Origin of the sequence: Pseudoalteromonas sp. SWN166 (genome assembly GCF_015864485.1) — a bacterium.
Taxonomy (GTDB): Bacteria; Pseudomonadota; Gammaproteobacteria; order Enterobacterales; family Alteromonadaceae; genus Pseudoalteromonas.
Window position 1 is genome coordinate 128,245 of the sequence record NZ_JADYXB010000004.1, and the last position, 17,796, is coordinate 146,040.

Below are 17,796 nucleotides of genomic sequence, written 5' to 3' on the forward strand. Positions count from 1 at the left end.
GCTTAACCCTCACCATTGGCTTGCGCCAATACACGCTGCACAGGTTTAAAGCTTTTACGATGCTCATCAATCGCGCCGTACTGCTCAAGCGCTGCAAAATGTGCTTTTGTTGGATACCCTTTGTGCCCTGCAAAGCCATATTCAGGGTGGCGTTTATCAAGCTCAATCATTTCGTCATCGCGTGCTACTTTAGCTAAAATAGACGCTGCTGAAATTTCAGCTACTAAGCTATCACCTTTAACAACGGCTTGCGCGGGCATTGTTAGTTTAGGTAAGCGGTTACCATCTATAAATACAAATTCTGGTTGTGTGCTTAACGCTTCTACTGCGCGGGTCATGGCAAGCATAGTAGCGTGCAGAATATTTAGTTCATCAATCTCTGTTGGATTGCAGCGACCATACGCGTAACACAATGCTTTTTCTTTTATTTCAATCGCAAGCGCTTGGCGTTTTTTATCTGTTAATTTTTTAGAATCCGCTAAGCCAGCAATTGGTTTTGAAGGGTCTAAAATAACGGCGGCAGTAACTACGTCGCCAACAAGTGGGCCGCGACCGACTTCATCTACACCGGCAATTAAGGCTACGTTGGGTCTATCAATTTGCATTTATTAACTCCGCCACAGCATTTGCTGCTTGTTCGCTGGCATTTAATCTAATTTTTTCGTGAATAGCTAAAAAGCGTGCTTTTAGCTCAATGTTATCGGTATTAAGCATTGGGGTAAGCGCATTAGTTAAATTAGCCACGTTACACTCGCTTTGTAAAAACTCAGGGACTAACTCTTCGTCTGCTAATAAATTAGGCAGCGAAAAGTACTTTATATTAAACGTAAATAAGGTTTTAAAAATCCAATAGCTCAACGGCTTTATTTTATAACCCACTACCATTGGCTTTTTATAAAGCATACCTTCAAGTGTGGCTGTGCCCGACGCTAATAAAATAGCATCGGCGGCTTGCATCGCTAATTTTGATTGCCCATCTAGCAGGCTCACATTAAGGTTTGGCGCGGTAGCGTTTAATATATCAGTAAACTGCGCTTTGCGTTTTTCGTTAACCAATGGCACCACAATTTTAAGATTGGGGTTTTTAGCTTGCAACTCTGCAGCTGTTTTAATATAAGTTTCGCTTAGTAAGCCAACTTCAGAGCCTCTACTACCTGGTAGTAACGCCAGTACTTTGTCATCAAGGCTTAAGCCGAGTTCTGCACGCGCTTTACTATCGTCGTGCTCAAGCGCTATATCGTCAGCCAAAGTATGCCCTACAAATGTACATGGCACTTGGTGTTTATCGTAAAATTCTTTCTCAAATGGTAATAACGCCAACACTAAGTTAGTCGCTGCACTTATTGTATGTATACGCTTTTCGCGCCACGCCCAAACAGACGGACTTACATATTGTACTGTTTTAATGCCCGCATCTTTAAGTGGCTTTTCAACGCGTAAGTTAAAATCGGGTGCGTCTATACCTATAAATACATCAGGTGGATTATCTACAAAATGCTGCACGAGTTGTTTACGTATTTTAAGCAACCGCGGTAAACGCCCAAGTACCTCAACAAGCCCCATTACCGAAAGCTCATCCATGTCGTAAAGTGTTTTACAGCCTTGCGCTTGCATTTTAGGCCCTGCTATCCCTTCAAAAATAGCATCCGGGAAGTGCTTTTTAAGGGCTTTAATTAAGCCTTCGCCTAAAATATCGCCCGACAGTTCACCTGCCACAATACCAATTCGTAGTTGTTTTTTATCTTTATTCATTTGATTTTATTTCACAAGTAAACCAGGCGTTCATGAGGATTAGTTTACCGTGTTTTACTGTTTGGTTAAACGCTTTAAATAACTGGTTTTTTATCACCTAAGTTAAGGCTTTATGTTGTTTGTTTTTAATACTGATGTAGCATAGGAAATATATTAAGTTTTACTAATATGTATGTTGACAAAAATTGCACAAAAGTAAATACTATTACAAACTTTCAGTAATTACTGAAAGTTCATTAAAGCTTAACTTTGCCAATTAAATGTTGCCCTGTTAATCCGTCACTCTCAAGGAGCCAATAATGATAGATGAAACCTTTGTGGATCTATCGCGATTACAGTTTGCTGTTACCGCTCTCTTTCATTTCTTATTCGTACCGTTAACAATAGGTATGACCTGGATTTTAGTTATTATGGAATCGGTTTATGTAATGACCGGTCGCGAAATTTATCGTGATATGACTAAGTTTTGGGGAAAATTGTTTGGTATTAACTTTGCAATTGGTGTGGCCACAGGCCTTACCATGGAGTTTGAGTTTGGTACTAACTGGTCTTATTACTCGCATTACGTAGGTGATGTTTTTGGGGCTCCCCTTGCTATTGAAGGTTTAATGGCATTCTTTTTAGAATCGACCTTTGTTGGCATGTTCTTTTTAGGGTGGGACAGACTCTCTAAACGCCAGCATTTAGGTGCAACCTTTTTAATGGCCATTGGTACCAACATGTCGGCGCTGTGGATTTTAATAGCCAACGGCTGGATGCAAAACCCGGTAGGTGCTGAGTTTAACTATCAAACTATGCGCATGGAAATGACCAGCTTTGCAGAGCTTGTTTTTAACCCTGTAGCGCAAGTTAAGTTTATTCATACTGTATCGGCAGGTTATGTAGCTGCATCAATGTTTGTATTGGGTATAAGTAGTTGGTACATATTAAAAGGCCGCGACCTTGCATTTGCTAAGCGTTCGTTTTCGGTCGCTTCTGGTTTTGGTTTAGCGTCAATTTTATGTGTAATTTTACTCGGCGACGAATCGGGCTACGAAGTAGGCGAAGTTCAAAAAGTAAAACTAGCCACAATTGAAGCAGAATGGCATACAGAAGAAGCCCCTGCTGCGTTTACCGCATTTGGTTTCCCTGATTCAGAAGAGCAAGTAACACATGCTGCGGTTAAAATACCTTATGCACTTGGATTAATTGCAACTCGCTCGCTCGATGAGCAAGTAACCGGTATTAACGACCTAGAAAAGCAACACGAAGTACGTATTCGTAACGGTATGATTGCTTATAAATACCTTACAAAACTTAGAAACGGTGAAGACACGCCTGAAAATATAGCGACATTTAATACCCTAAAAGATGATTTAGGTTATGGCTTGCTACTTAAGCGCTACACACCTGATGTTGTAGATGCTACCGAAGATCAAATTCAAAAAGCCGTTAAAGACTCTTTCCCTAAAGTAGGCCCTATGTTTTGGTCATTTAGGATTATGGTTGCCTGTGGTGTAGCGATGCTTGGTGTATTTATATTGGCATTTTACTACAACGCACACCGCGTGATTGAGCAAAAGCGCTGGTTGTTATGGGCTGCTGTATTGAGCATTCCACTACCTTGGATAGCTATTGAATTTGGCTGGATAGTTGCTGAATATGGTCGCCAACCTTGGGCTATATCTGAAATACTGCCGACCTTTTTAGCCACGTCGTCACTAACAATAAACGACATTCTAATTAGCTTAACTGGATTTATTGTTTTCTACACTGGTTTAGCCATTGTTGAAGGCTGGCTGATGATCCGTTTTGTTAAGCAAGGGCCGAGCTCGCTGCATACAGGTAAATATCATTTTGAGTTACCAAACAAAGCTGAGCAAACTGAAGGAGAGCAATCATGATTTTTGATTATGAAACATTAAAAATGCTTTGGTGGTTGATCATTGGTGTGCTGCTTATTGGCTTTGCTATTACCGATGGCATGGATATGGGCGTTGCTATGTTGCTTCGCCTAGTTGGTAAAACAGATTCAGAGCGCCGCACAGTAATAAACACAATTGGCCCGCATTGGGACGGTAACCAAGTATGGTTTATAACCGCAGGCGGTGCGTTGTTTGCAGCGTGGCCTATGGTTTATGCCGCTGCATTTTCGGGCTTTTACTTTGCCATGATGTTAGTACTATTTGCCTTGTTTTTTAGACCACTTGGGTTTGATTACCGTAGTAAAGTAGATTCAAAACGCTGGCGTAATAACTGGGATTGGGGCTTGCTTGCAGGCAGCGCAATTCCGGCATTAGTTTTTGGTGTTGCATTTGGTAACTTATTTTTAGGCGTACCGTTTAATATTGATAACCTAATGCGTGTTAGCTACCAAGGCTCATTTTTTGGCTTGCTTAACCCATTTGGATTACTTGCAGGTTTGATTAGTATTACCATGTTAGTTGCTCATGCTGGTATGTGGTTACAACTTCGTACAGCAACTGTAGTAGCAGAGCGTTCAGGTCAATATGGTCGCTACTCTCTAATTGCATTTATTGTATTATTTGCAGCTGCTGGTTTTTGGGTTGCTAATTTAACGGGTTACCAAATTGTATCTATGCCTGATACGCAAAGCCACGCAGACCCTTTAGCTAAAGTAGTAACAACAGCGCAAGGTGCATGGTTAAGTAATTACAGCGATCGTCCGTGGACAATGACCTTCCCTATATTAGCGTTTGCAATGGCATTAAGTGCTCTTATATTTTCTAAATTGAATAAGCCAGCACTTGGGCTTATTTCAACAAGCTTAATGTTAGTAGGCGTAATTATGACGGCAGGTGTTTCACTGTTCCCATTTATTATGCCATCAAGCAATAATCCTAATATTAGCTTAACAATTTGGGATGCGGTATCGAGCCATAGAACGCTCAATGTAATGTTTGTTGCAGTATCTATTTTTGTACCACTTATTTTAACCTACACCACATGGTGTTACGTAAAAATGTGGCGCAGAGTGACAGTTGAAGAAATTGAAAATAACACTCACGGTAGCTATTAAGGAGACTAAACTATGTGGTATTTCGCTTGGATTTTAGGTGTACTTTTGGCCTGTACCTTAGGTGTAATAAATGTAATGTGGTACGAGTTTCATCAAAATAAAAACAGCATTGCTGATGATGAACAACCTATGCATGATTTATTAAACGAGGCTAACTCGGCTAAAGATGACGACTAACCCTCGACCAGATCGCGCGCAGCAGCAGTCACTGCGCGCTTTTTTAAAGTTACAAAGTAAACCCGCTGCAGTGTGGTTAAAGTTAAGCATTGCACTGGGGACTTTTAACGCATTACTAATGATTGCAGGCGCCTATTTATTGGCTCAAGCTATTCACAATGTAATGTTTGAAGGCAGTAGTTTAAGCAGCGTTACATATTTACTGTGGCCGCTAGCTGGTATTATTTTACTACGTGCAATATTTTTAGCACTAAGTGAACGCCTAAGTGCATTTGCTGCACTTAAAATAAAATCGGCCATGCGCCAAACACTTCTAAATAAGCTCAGCTTACTTGGGCCAAGCTATATAGAACAACACGGCCAAGGCGCTACACTCAATACCTTACATAATGGTGTAGAAGCTCTTCACGACTATTATGCTAAATACCTACCAGGTGCTGCTTACAGCGCGCTTATTCCGCTGGCAATCTTGGTTGTTATTTTTCCGACAGATTACAAAGCTGGGCTGATATTTTTATTAACCGCCCCGCTCATTCCTTTTTTCATGATTTTAGTAGGATCTAAAGCTGAGGCATTAAACCAAAAACGCTGGAAGCAACTTGCTGTACTGGGCAATTACTTTTTTGACCGCGTACAAGGTCTAACTCAACTCAAGCTATTTAATGCAACACGTACCGAGCTTAAACAAATAGCTAAAATTTCAGATGATTTTAGACACGCTACACTCGATGTTTTAAAAATCGCGTTTTTATCATCATTTGCACTTGAGTTTTTAGCCACTATTAGCGTGGCATTAGTCGCAGTAATTATTGGTTTTAGACTGTTTTTTGGTACTCTTGATTTTGCAACAGGCTTTGTTGTGCTGCTTTTAGCGCCTGAATTTTATTTACCACTGCGCCAATTGGGTAGCCATTACCATGCACGCTTACAGGGTATTAGTGCCGCCGCCGATATGGTTGCTATTTTAAATGCACCACTGCCAAGTGACGAAAATGCGTTAGTGACTACAAGCACGCCTGAAAATAATTTAACTTTAAACACAATTAACTCAATAAGTATTACCGACCTTAATTTTATATACCCTGATAGTAACGAAGGGATTAAAAATATAAATTTAACATTGCCTAATAAAGGCTTAATTGCGGTAGTAGGCAGTAGTGGCTCAGGTAAAAGTACCCTGTTTGATTGCCTATTAGGGTTTCACCCTGAGGTGATTAACCACCTATCTATTAATGGGCAGAATTTAAGCACAACCGATATTACTTACCTGCAAAATAACATTGCATGGATACCGCAAAAAGCGACGCTGTTTTACGACACCATTGCTGCCAACATTAAATTGGCCAAACCAAATGCCACTCAACAAGAGCTTGAACATGCAGCAAAGCAAGCGGGTGTGCTTGAATTTATAAATACCCTACCCGATGGTTTTAAAACATTAATAGGTGAGCAAGGTGAAGGGCTTTCTGGTGGCCAAAAGCAACGCATCGCACTGGCACGTGCATTTATAAAACAAGCGCCAGTCTTAGTGCTTGATGAGCCTACAGCGCACCTTGATAGCCAAACAGAGCAACTGATTCAAAATGCCATTAATGAATACGCTAAAAATAACTTAGTGTTAGTCATTGCTCATAGACTCAATACCGTTAAACACGCCAGTAATATCATTGTTATGCACGATGGAAAAATAGCTGAGCAAGGACACTTTGAAGAACTTGCAGCGCAAAATGGTGCATTTTCAAATTTACTCAAAACAGCTGAGCAAGGAGTAATGCATGACTAACTTTATTCGCTTATTAAAGCTTTGTGCTCCTCATTACAAAGCAATGCTACTAGGCACATTTTTAGCGACGATTACGGTATTAGCCAATGTGGGTTTATTAGCTATATCTGGCTGGTTTTTAGCATCAATGGCCGCTGCAGGTATTGCCGGCGTGCAAATGAACTACTTTACTCCAGCAGGAACGATTCGATTTTTAGCAATTGTACGAACCGCGTCGCGCTATGGCGAGCGTTTGGTTACTCATAACGCCACGTTTTTATTACTAAGTGAAATACGCACGAATGTATTTGCAACGTTAAGTAAGCTTAACAATGTTGATTTAGCAATGAGCCGCAGCGCTGATTTAGTTAACCGATTACAAAACGATGTAGACGCACTCGACAAGTTTTATTTAAACGTTTTACTGCCTATGCTGGTCGCTCTTTTAAGTGTACCAATCATCATGTTGTTTATGTCGGCCTATAATGGCAACGTCGCCCTTATTTGCTTTACAGGCATTGTACTTATTGGTGTTGTAATACCTGCTTTACTAAGTGCTAAGCTCACTAAAAACAGCCATAAAGAAACACAGCTTAGTGCGCAACTTCGCTCTGAACTTTCAGATACACTTACAGGGCTAAGAGAGTTGAGTATTTATCAAGCTCGTTCGCAGCAGCTTAATAAGTGCGATGTATTAAGCGAGCAATACAATCAGCAATTATTTATTCGCCACAAAGCCCTGGCAAACTCAGATGGGTTAAGCTTGTTGGTTGTTCAATTAGCCATGCTTGCTAGCATAGTAACCATAGTCCCGTTGGTTTACGCCAATACTATGGTAAATGTAGAACTTGCCATGCTAAGCCTGTTTGTACTGGCAAGCTTTGAGAGTGTATTGCTACTGCCTAATGCGTTTATTGAGCTACCTAACGTATTAAAAGCAGCAGAGCGGTTATTTACACTTGAAGATAAAGCAGCTAACTCACAAGATAAAAATACAATTATAGAGGCAGATGAAAGCTTTAGCGTGCAAAATAACACATTGGCACTTAACAATATTAGCTACCAATATGGAGAACAAACAGCACTAACTGATGTTAGCTTTGAGCTAATGCCTCAGCAAAAAGTAGCGATTGTTGGTAGAAGCGGCAGCGGCAAAACCACGCTTGTAAATTTACTGACTGGTTTATGGCCCTTGCAAAAAGGTAGCATTACTCTAAATAATCAAAATAGTGTTGTTAACTTACATTCATTAAATAGCGATATACGCGCAAACGTTATAAATATACTCGCTCAGCAGCACCATATTTTTGATGGCACGTTAAGTGAAAATTTACGTTATGCAGCGCCAAATGCTACTAAAGAGCAAATGATTGAAGCGCTCTCATTAGCGCAATTAAGCCCATGGTTTAATGAGCTAAAAGAAGGTTTAAAAACACGATTAGGTACTGGTGGACGTAACGTATCGCAAGGCCAATCTAGGCGTATAGCCATTGCGCAAGCGTTACTTAAAAACCCGGCTATTTTAGTCCTTGATGAACCAACAGAAGGCCTTGATAATCAATCTAAGCAAGGTGTAATGCAAGCAATTATGCATGTTATGAACAACGCGAGTGTACTAACAATTACGCACGATCCCGCCCTACTTGCTCAAATGGATAATGTGGTATGGTTAGAAGACGGTAAAGTAGTTGCACAAGGCTCTCATAAAGAGCTCAGTAGCGCTTATCCAGATTATGTGGCACTAACTACCCGGTTTTAATACCTTTACAGACACGTCAATAACGCCGACTTTAGGGTCGGCTATCTTTTTAAACATACTCTTTGATAAATCAATAATACGACCTCGCACATACGGGCCTCTATCGTTAATTCTTACCGTGACTGATTTGTTATTAGCGAGGTTGGTAACAATCACTTTAGTACCAAAATCAAATTCTAAATGGGCTGCTGTTGCAGCTTGTTGGCTAAAGCGCTCTCCATTAGCGGTTGTTCTCCCGTGGTATTTATCAGCATAAAAAGATGCTTTACCAACTTGAGTAACTTCTCCAGTAGATGATTTAACAATAGGCTGGCTACTACAAGCGGCTAAAACTGAAGTAATAAAAAGAGTAAAAATTAACTTAGATAAACGCATAGGATGGCTTTTATTATAAAAATTAGGCGCATACTAACTTGGGTAGCCTGAGTATTAACTGAATTAGCTTAAAAGCAGGACAATAAAAAACCACCTTCGATTTATCATCTAGGGTGGTTTTTTAATGCTTAAAGCAAAGCCTGTAATTACCTTACAATACCGCGCTCTGAGTTTTTCACAAAATCGACCATCAATTTCACAGCAGGATACTTTGCAGCATCTTCACTAAGCGATTCAATAGCTTCTTCAGCACCTAAGCTCTTACGGTAAAATGCTTTGTATGCACGGCGTACAGCCATAATTTCATCACTTTCGAAACCACGACGTTTCATGCCTTCTTTATTGATAGCCGCTGGGCCTGCTGGCATACCAATAGTAGTAACAAATGGCGGTACATCTTTGTTAACACCTGAATACATACCAATAAATGCATGGTCACCAATTTTACAAAACTGATGAACACCCGAATTACCACCTAAGATAACCCAGTCACCTACATGTACATGGCCGGCTACACTTGCGTTGTTAGCAAAAATCACGTTATCGCCAATTACCGCGTCATGTGCAACGTGTGTATAAGCCATAAATAAATTATTACTACCAATTTTAGTAACGCCTTGATCTTGAATTGTTCCACGGTGAATTGTGGCACATTCGCGGATAACGTTGTTATCACCCATGATCAAGGTAGTTGGCTCGTTGTTGTATTTTTTGTCTTGGCAGGCTTCGCCTACAGACGCAAACTGAAAAATATGGTTGCCAGAACCGATTGTAGACGGTCCTTTAACAACAACGTGAGATTCAATAATACAGTTATCACCGATAACAACATCATTGCCAATATAACTATATGGACCAACTGAGACATTGTTGCCTAGTTTAGCGCCAGGTTCGATTATTGCTGTAGAATGGATCACTATTAAAACTCTCTTCTCGCACACATAATTTCGGCACTACATACTATTTTGCCGTCGACTCTAGCTTCTGCAGCAAACTTCCAAATGTTGCGACGTTCTTTTAAAAACTCAACATGAAGATGCATTGTATCGCCAGGAATTACAGGTTGTTTAAAACGTGCATTATCAACAGCTGCAAACAAATATAATTCGTTTTCGCTACGATTTTCTACTGTTTTAAAACCTAATAAACCTGTAGCTTGCGCCATTGATTCTAATATTAGCACACCAGGAAAAATTGGCTGATTTGGAAAGTGCCCAGTAAAAATTGGTTCGTTTATAGAAACATTTTTAATAGCATGTAAAGACTTGCCAGGTGTAAAATCAATAACACGATCAATTAATAGCATCGGGTAGCGGTGCGGTAATAAAGCTAAAATTTCTTGAATATCAAGGCTATTTAATTCGTTTGCCAAAATAGCATCCTTATTAGTGTTCAACGTTGTGACTTAGCCAATGCTTCGAGCGCTTTAAGACGAGATTTCATGTCTGAAAGGTTACGCAAGTGAGCTATTGATTTACGCCATTCTTTGTTAGTTGTATGGGGCATACCAGATGAGTAAATACCTGGTTCGGTGATTGATTTTGTCACCATACTCATGCCAGTAATTATAACACCATCACATACAGACATGTGACCATTAATTGCAACCATGCCACCGATTTGACAGTTTTTGCCAATGGTAACGCTTCCTGCAAGTACAGTGCAGCCCGCAATTGCGGTGCCTGAATTAACTTCAACGTTGTGCGCTATTTGACACTGATTATCGATAATAACATTGCTATGAATAATGGTGTTGTCCAGTGCGCCACGATCAATTGTGGTACTTGCACCTATTTCAACTTTATTGCCTATGATCACAGAGCCTAGCTGAGGTATTTTTACCCACTGCCCGTGCTCGTTCGCATAACCAAACCCATCACTACCTACAACACTATTTGCTTGAAACAAACAATCTGAACCAATTTCAACATCGTGATAAATAGTCACACTAGGCCAAAGCTTAGTGCCAGAACCTATTTTAACACATTCGCCGATAAAACTGTTCGGACCAATTTGCGCGTTGTCACCAATCACTGCATTAGCTTCAATAACTGCGTTAGCACCTATAGCGGCGCTGTCACTAATAATAGCTGTAGGGTGAATAGTAGCGCTTGGATGAATACCTGTAGATGCTGATCGTGGCGTCGTATCCATAAATTGCGCTAATTTTGCGTAACTTACATACGGATTAGCAACAATAACTTTACTGCCAGTAAAATACTCTGCATCGGCTTGGCTAACTATTACAGCGCTAGCTTGAGTAGTCTCAAGTTGCGTGCGATATTTTGAGTTCGCTAAAAATGCAATATGCCCAGAATGGGCATTTGCAAGTGTCGCTATTTTTTTTATTTCTAAAGCGCCATCACCCTGAAGTTCGGCGCCTAGAAGTTCCGCAATTTGCGAAAGCGTATAATTTTGCATAGAGTGATTATTTCTTACTAACAGCGGCTACAACTTTAGATGAAAGATCAGTCACTTCTTTAGGGTTAAAGTAAATTGTTGTGTCTTTTACTTTAACTTCGTCGAAGTCACCATCTTTAGCAATTTCTTCAATTGTTTTGATGATTACACCTTGAACTTTAGCAAGCTCTTGGTTTTGACGTGCTTTAATTTCTTGCTCTAAAGGACGACCTTGTTCAGCAAGATTTTTTTGCATGCCCTGAATTTTTTCACGTAATGTATCTTTTTGAGCTTGGCTCATAGTGGTACTTTCGCGTTTAAATTTTTCAGCTTCAAAACGAATATCGCCTTGTAACTTTTCAAGCTCTTGACGGCGCTCAGCAAACTCAGTTTGTAAAGACTGTTCAATTTTAGCCATTTGAGGTATTTGCTTGTAGATCTCTTGCATATCAACAATACCTACTTTATGTGCAAGTGCACTCGCAGAAGTACCCATCAATAACGTTGCTAGAACAGCTACTGCCGTTGATTTAAATAATTTAGTCATAAAAAACTCCTTTAAAAAGTGTTACTAATGTTAAAGCTGATGGTTTTCGTATCGTCATCTTCTTCTTTTTGCAATGGATACGCAAAACTGATCAGCATTGGACCCATTGGAGAGATCCACTGTAATGAGAGACCGGTTGACACCCTAAAGCGCATAGGGTCTGAATAGTCATCTAATTTAGCACGCTCATCAGGTGCTAAGTTTTGGAAACGGTCTACATTAAACTCTGTATCCCATACGTTTGCTGCATCAACAAAGAAGCTCGTACGTACAGAACTGGTATTTTCTTCGTCTAAGAATGGCGTAGGAACAATTAGCTCCATACCCGCTACAGCTTTAGCATTACCACCAATACGACCTTGCGGTATTAGAATATCAAAGTCTGATGCACCACCAATGCTACCGGTTGTAGTACCGTCTGCACCTGGCGTACCCGGAATAGACTGCGGTATACGCGACACAGCACGTGGTAATATTGTATTACGGTCAAAGCCACGTAGTTCCATTTCCGTTATACGGAAGTACTCTTGGAATGGAAGTGTTTGCTCATACCCGTTTGTAGAACCATAACCATTACCATAACCAAGTGCTGCACGCGTTGAGAATACCCAACGGTGGTCATTTGATATAGGCCAGTAAAAACGCGAATCGTAGTTCAGTTTAAAGTACTGAAGATCTGAGTTAGGCGTTGTTGCTGTTAAGTTTAGAGTTTGACGCGAACCCGCTGTTGGGAATAAACCACGGTTAACGGTGATACGCGACCAGCCAACACTCAGCTCATACTTAGTAAAGTCAAAGCCTGCATCTGGGTTATCTGGATCTAAGAAAGTTTCACGAAGTACACGCGTTTGCTCGTACTCTGCAATATCCGAAAGCTCTTCTTTAATCCAACGGGCGCCAAAGTTAACACGATTTACAGCATCAATTGGAAAACCAATATTTGTGCCTAAACCATAACTTTTCGATTTATATTCAACAAGACTGAATTTACTTGCATCGTAGTTTCTGTAAAAGATGCTACTGCCTTGCGATACACCATCTGGCGTAAAGTATGGGTCTGTGTACGATAAGCTTAAGCTTTCAGAACCTGTAGACGTATTAAGGTTTAAACCAATTTGGTTACCTGTGCCTAAAAAGTTAGATTCTGTTACACCAATATTAAACTGCAGACCTAAGTAAGAACCATAAGCAAGACCAGCATTAAAGCTACCTGCAGATTGCTCTTTTACAGTAAAGTCTACATCTACTTGGTCATCCACACCGGGTACAGGCACTACGTTAAAATCAACAGTTTCCATGTAAGGTAGACGTTGAATTTGCAGTTTTGAACGCTCAAGGTTTTGATTAGATAACCATGCGCCTTCAAGTTGTGTCATTTCGCGGCGTAGTACTTCATCTGCCGTATTTTGGTTACCACCAACAATAATACGACGAACGTATACACGCTTACCTGGATTAACCGATAGTGTTAATTGTACTTCTTGCTTTTCGTCGTCAATTTCTGGAATTGTACGCACTTCAGCATTAGCGTAACCAAAACGTGCTAAGTAGCTTTTAATAAACTCTTCAGATGAAGTAACTACAGAACCGTTATAAAGCTCACCCGCTCTAAGTGGGATAACACTTTTAATTAAGTCTTCACGGCCAAGCAAGTCACCAATAAAGTCAAAACCTTTAACTTTATATTTTACGCCTTCAGTTAAGTTAGCTGTAACGTAAACCGATTCACGTTCAGGGCTCACTGAAACTTGCGTTGAGTCGATATTAAAACGCAGGTAACCACGGTCTAAATAATAACTACGAATTTTTTCTAAATCGCCTTCAATGGTTTGCTTTTGGTAACGGTCGCTACCCATAAACTGCCACCAAGGTAAATCTTGCTGCGATTCAGCAAGCTTCAAAAGTTCTTCATTAGAAAAAAGTTCATTACCCACTAAGTTAATTTGGCGGATAGAAGCAGCATCACCTTCATCAAACTCTAACTTAAGTTTAACGCGGTTACGTGGCAGCTTAGTAATACTGATATCTACTTTAGCGTTGTATTTACCAATACTGTGGAAAAACTCAACTAAGCCTTTTTCGATACTATCGATAACGGTTTTATCAAGTGGTTCACCTTGGCGAATATCTTGCTGATCAAGAGACTCATTAAGCTGCTCGTCTTTAATGTCTTTATTGCCTTCAAACTCAATAAAGCTGATGGTAGGACGTTCCGTTACTTTAAAAATAACGTTGTTGCCATCACGAAGTGCTTTTATGTTATCAAAGTGCCCAGAACGATAAAGTGACTTTATTGTTTTTGAAATCGTATAGTCATCAACATTATCGCCTACGTTAATAGGAATATGTGTTAGCGCTGCACCAAGTGCTACGCGCTGCAAACCTTCAACTTTCAGGTCTTCAACAATAAAGGAGTTTTGGCCTAGGGCTGCAAAACTTGCACCCAATAAACTTGTTATTGCCAAATGTTTTTTTATAGCCATTTTATTATCTTTATCCTTTACAACTGTATTACCGCATAACACCCTACTAGTGGTGCTTTACAATCGTGTTCTAATTAGTAATTTGCCACGCTGTAACTACAAACGCGATACATCATTGAACAAAGCGAAACATGTTAGAAAAATGAGTAACAAGGCACCCACTTTAAAACCAAACTCTTGTGTCTTTTCAGAGACTGGCTTTTTGCGAAAAAGTTCAATTATGTAATACATTAAGTGTCCGCCATCAAGCACTGGTAAGGGTAATAAATTAAATACACCCAAGTTAACGCTTATTAAGGCTAAAAAGCTTAAAAAGGCCACTAATCCATAGCTTACGCTAGTTCCAGCGCCTACTGCAATGCCCACAGGGCCACTTAAATTTTTAACCGAAACCTGGCCTGTAATTAAATTACCAATCATGTCAAAGCTGAGTGTAATTAAGCGCCATGTTTCTTTTGTGCCTCGCACAATACTATCGAGCGGGCCAAAATGCCTAGTCTCTACATAACCATCAGGCCATTGCTGTACAACGGGAGCCACACCTAAAAAGCCTTGCTCAATACCGTTATTATCAATGCGCCCTTTCGGAGTTACTATAATGGTTTGTATAGTATCTTGTCTTTTTACACTAAATTGTAAAGATTTGTTAGCTGATTGCGTAATAAGATTAACTAATTGCTGCCAATTGCTTATTGTTTCACCGTTTACAGCCAAAATTGTATCATTAACTTGTAAATTAGCGTGTTCTGCGGCGGAATCTTTAGTTACGGCGGCAATTGTTAAAGTGGCTTGAGGCCTAAATGGTACAATACCTAACGAACTCAGTGGTGGTACGTCTCGCTGATCAAGTTTCCACCCCTCTAAATTAAGTGTTTTAGTGCGTGGTTGAAGGTTTTCATCACGCACAATAACTTCAACGCTTTGCTCGCCTAAGTTAGACATAAGCGCAAACGTGGCATCTTGCCATGTCGTTATATCGTCATCGCCAATTTTTATAATGTGTTGAGAAGGCATAATGCCTGCCTGCTCTGCGCGGCTACCTTCGGTAATGCTTCCTACAACGGGTTTTACCGACTGCACACCCACCATATACATCACAGCAAGTGCAAAAATGGCAAACAAAAAGTTGGCCATTGGACCGGCTGCAACAATAGCAATACGTGCTTGAACAGATTTTGCGTTAAACGATAAATGACGTTGGTTTGCCGGCACGTCATCAACGCGCTCATCAAGCATTTTTACATAGCCGCCTAATGGAATAGCGGCAATCACGTATTCGGTATTATATTTGTCGTGCCATTTTAAAAGTGGTTTACCAAAACCAATTGAAAAACGCAGCACTTTAACGCCCATTTTACGTGCAACCCAAAAATGGCCGTATTCATGTATGGCCACTAAAATACCAAGCGCTAAAATAAATGAGCCAAGATTCCAAAAAAAATCAAACATATTAATGCGCCACTTTTGTTATAAACTCTGAAGCGCTAATACGCGCTAATTTATCGCACTCTAAAATTTCATCTAAACTTTGAACATTGGTGTAAGCCGCGGCTTCAAGCGTTTGTGCATTTATTTTGTATATATCGGTAAAGCCAATCCTACCTTTTAAAAATGCTTCTACGGCTATTTCATTTGCTGCGTTTACTGTTGTGGTAGCACCTTGCCCGGCACTACACGCATCAATCGCTAATTGTAGGTTTGGATAACGAGAAAAATCAGGTTTAGTAAACGAAAAGTCACAAATATCAGAGAAGTTTAACGGTTTAACACCGGCATTAATTCGCTCAGGATACGCAAGCGCATGCGCGATTGGCGTTCGCATGTCGGGGTTACCCATTTGCGCTAAAATAGAGCCATCGTGGTACTGCACCATTGAGTGAATAATACTTTGAGGATGAATAACCACATCAATATCGCTTGCATCACAATTAAATAACCACTTAGCTTCAATAAACTCTAAGCCTTTGTTCATCATAGTTGCAGAATCTACTGATATTTTTTGCCCCATAGACCAGTTAGGATGCGCTACGGCTTCGCTAACGGTTACATCTTTTAACGTATTTATATCACGCGTTAAAAACGGGCCACCAGAGCCGGTAAGCAAAATTTTACTTACGCCATGTTGCTGCAGTTTTTGATCGCCTTTGGCATTTTGTAACGAAGAAGGTAGGCATTGAAAAATAGCATTATGTTCGCTATCAATTGGCAGCAAAGTGGCTTTATGTTGTTTAACTTTATCGATAAACAACTGACCCGACATCACTAAAGATTCTTTATTGGCTAGCAATACTTTTTTGCCGGCTTCTACTGCGCTGAGTGTTGGCAATAAACCTGCAGCGCCTACAATTGCAGACATAACAATATCAACATCGGGATGAGCACATAAATCGCTCATTGCTTGCTCGCCGTGCATAACAAGAGTTTGGCACTGCGTATTAGCTAAATGAGCAGATAACTGCTCTGCGGCCTGCTGGTTAGCCATAATCGCATAAAGCGGTTCATGTTCAATACACAACTCCGCCATTTTTTTTGCGTTTTGACCTGCTGCTAAAACAAAAACATCAAATAACTCTTTATTGCGCGATACAACATCCAATGTGCTTAAACCAATTGAGCCTGTTGCGCCTAAAATAACCAGCAATTGCTTTTGGCTCATAAACTAAGAGTCCACGCATAGCACATAACAAACATTGGAGCAGCAGCCGTTAAGCTGTCAATTCTATCTAAAATACCGCCGTGTCCTGGTAAACATCGACCGCTATCTTTTAAACCAGCTTCACGTTTAAACATACTTTCTAGTAAATCACCCACCGCAGAAAACAACGCAATAAATGCTGTCATTATCGCGTACACAGGCCATACAACTAAATCAACATCGGTAAAGTGACAAAATGCTAATACAAAAATAATAGAAGCGACTACACCGCCGGCTAAACCTTCAATGGTTTTATTAGGACTCACTTTTGGCATAAGTTTATGTTTACCAAAACTCTTACCTGAAAAATAAGCTCCCACATCTGCACTCCACACAATGCCAAGCACAACTAAAATAAGTACTGAGCCAAAATGTGTTGATTCAGCATATTGCGCGCTACGTAGCGTATTTAGGGCAAGCCATAACGGCACAAGCGTGAGTAATCCTGCAATGCCGCGCATAACTAAACCTTCATTCCACGCTTTAGCCATTTCTGGGTAGCGCCAAATTAAATAGCTAGCAACAATCCACCAAGCAAATGAAAGCGTAAATACGTAATTTGCATCGCCGACTAGCTTGCCATTTTCCCATAATGATTCAATAGGCCAATGTAAATTAAGCAAGGCAAGTAAAGCGCCAATAAACACAACAAAGGCAGCACGTTTAAGCTTGTCGCAAAGGCCCATAAATGCAGACCATTCCCATGCGCCTAATAATACTATTGCACCAGCAAAGTAACTAAATAACGTAAGCGGTGTATAAAAAACCAAAGCCAATGCCGATGGAGCAAGCACAAGTGAGGTTAAAATTCGTTGTTTTAACAAAAT

Annotated in this window: 16 protein-coding genes; 5 read left to right on the forward strand and 11 right to left on the reverse strand. The window is 40.3% G+C overall.

Going from position 1 to position 17,796, the window contains the following annotated elements; genetic code table 11:
• Positions 1-2: 2 nt before the first annotated feature.
• Together rnhB and lpxB are read right to left on the reverse strand one after the other, a co-directional pair.
• The gene (gene rnhB, locus I6F49_RS03925; protein WP_165739349.1) at positions 3-605 is read right to left on the reverse strand and encodes a ribonuclease HII; all 603 of its coding nucleotides are present in this window, start codon (positions 603-605) and stop codon (positions 3-5) included.
• Positions 595-1,752 (reverse strand): lipid-A-disaccharide synthase, encoded by a 1,158-nt coding sequence (gene lpxB, locus I6F49_RS03930; RefSeq protein WP_165739351.1) that lies wholly within the window; start codon positions 1,750-1,752, stop codon positions 595-597. The genes rnhB and lpxB overlap by 11 nt, the downstream gene beginning before the upstream one ends.
• Positions 1,753-2,051: 299 nt before the next feature.
• On the opposite strand from lpxB, the gene I6F49_RS03935 reads away from it, so the two are divergent.
• The 5 genes from I6F49_RS03935 to cydC are packed head-to-tail and all read left to right on the forward strand — an operon-like array spanning position 2,052 to position 8,469.
• Complete coding sequence (locus I6F49_RS03935) at positions 2,052-3,635, forward strand: cytochrome ubiquinol oxidase subunit I (RefSeq protein ID WP_165739353.1); 1,584 nt, start codon at positions 2,052-2,054, stop codon at positions 3,633-3,635.
• Positions 3,632-4,771, forward strand: a complete 1,140-nt coding sequence (gene cydB, locus I6F49_RS03940) for a cytochrome d ubiquinol oxidase subunit II (protein WP_231615026.1) — start codon at positions 3,632-3,634, stop codon at positions 4,769-4,771. The genes I6F49_RS03935 and cydB overlap by 4 nt, the downstream gene beginning before the upstream one ends.
• 12 nt (positions 4,772-4,783) lie before the next feature.
• The gene (gene cydX, locus I6F49_RS03945; protein ID WP_197178565.1) at positions 4,784-4,948 is read left to right on the forward strand and encodes a cytochrome bd-I oxidase subunit CydX; all 165 of its coding nucleotides are present in this window, start codon (positions 4,784-4,786) and stop codon (positions 4,946-4,948) included.
• On the forward strand, positions 4,938-6,731 hold the full coding sequence (gene cydD / locus I6F49_RS03950; RefSeq protein WP_197178567.1) for a thiol reductant ABC exporter subunit CydD: 1,794 nt from the start codon (positions 4,938-4,940) through the stop codon (positions 6,729-6,731). The genes cydX and cydD overlap by 11 nt, the downstream gene beginning before the upstream one ends.
• Positions 6,724-8,469, forward strand: a complete 1,746-nt coding sequence (gene cydC / locus I6F49_RS03955) for a thiol reductant ABC exporter subunit CydC (protein ID WP_197178569.1) — start codon at positions 6,724-6,726, stop codon at positions 8,467-8,469. Before cydD ends, cydC begins: the two co-directional genes overlap by 8 nt.
• Here cydC and I6F49_RS03960 read toward each other — a convergent pair.
• The 9 genes from I6F49_RS03960 to I6F49_RS04000 form a co-directional block, all read right to left on the reverse strand.
• Positions 8,452-8,844: a septal ring lytic transglycosylase RlpA family protein gene (locus tag I6F49_RS03960; RefSeq protein ID WP_197178572.1), complete on the reverse strand. Its 393-nt coding sequence runs from the start codon at positions 8,842-8,844 to the stop codon at positions 8,452-8,454. The genes cydC and I6F49_RS03960 overlap by 18 nt on opposite strands.
• Before the next feature lie 146 nt (positions 8,845-8,990).
• Positions 8,991-9,761 carry an acyl-ACP--UDP-N-acetylglucosamine O-acyltransferase gene (gene lpxA / locus I6F49_RS03965; protein ID WP_197160167.1) on the reverse strand — a complete coding sequence of 257 codons (771 nt, stop codon included), beginning with the start codon at positions 9,759-9,761 and terminating at the stop codon, positions 8,991-8,993.
• A 2-nt stretch (positions 9,762-9,763) separates the two neighbouring features.
• Positions 9,764-10,216, reverse strand: a complete 453-nt coding sequence (fabZ, locus tag I6F49_RS03970; protein ID WP_166421101.1) for a 3-hydroxyacyl-ACP dehydratase FabZ — start codon at positions 10,214-10,216, stop codon at positions 9,764-9,766.
• A gap of 20 nt (positions 10,217-10,236) precedes the next feature.
• Positions 10,237-11,265, reverse strand: a complete 1,029-nt coding sequence (gene lpxD, locus I6F49_RS03975) for a UDP-3-O-(3-hydroxymyristoyl)glucosamine N-acyltransferase (protein ID WP_197178574.1) — start codon at positions 11,263-11,265, stop codon at positions 10,237-10,239.
• Positions 11,266-11,272: 7 nt separating this feature from the next.
• On the reverse strand, positions 11,273-11,791 hold the full coding sequence (locus I6F49_RS03980; RefSeq protein WP_024606271.1) for an OmpH family outer membrane protein: 519 nt from the start codon (positions 11,789-11,791) through the stop codon (positions 11,273-11,275).
• An 11-nt stretch (positions 11,792-11,802) separates the two neighbouring features.
• Positions 11,803-14,274, reverse strand: coding sequence for an outer membrane protein assembly factor BamA (bamA, locus tag I6F49_RS03985; RefSeq protein WP_197178576.1), 2,472 nt, complete (start codon positions 14,272-14,274; stop codon positions 11,803-11,805).
• Between the two features lie 96 nt (positions 14,275-14,370).
• Positions 14,371-15,723 carry a sigma E protease regulator RseP gene (gene rseP, locus I6F49_RS03990; RefSeq protein WP_197178578.1) on the reverse strand — a complete coding sequence of 451 codons (1,353 nt, stop codon included), beginning with the start codon at positions 15,721-15,723 and terminating at the stop codon, positions 14,371-14,373.
• A 1-nt stretch (position 15,724) separates the two neighbouring features.
• On the reverse strand, positions 15,725-16,930 hold the full coding sequence (gene ispC / locus I6F49_RS03995) for a 1-deoxy-D-xylulose-5-phosphate reductoisomerase (RefSeq protein ID WP_166421105.1): 1,206 nt from the start codon (positions 16,928-16,930) through the stop codon (positions 15,725-15,727).
• Positions 16,927-17,793 carry a phosphatidate cytidylyltransferase gene (locus tag I6F49_RS04000; RefSeq protein ID WP_197178580.1) on the reverse strand — a complete coding sequence of 289 codons (867 nt, stop codon included), beginning with the start codon at positions 17,791-17,793 and terminating at the stop codon, positions 16,927-16,929. The genes ispC and I6F49_RS04000 overlap by 4 nt, the downstream gene beginning before the upstream one ends.
• Between the last annotated feature and the right edge of the window lie 3 nt (positions 17,794-17,796).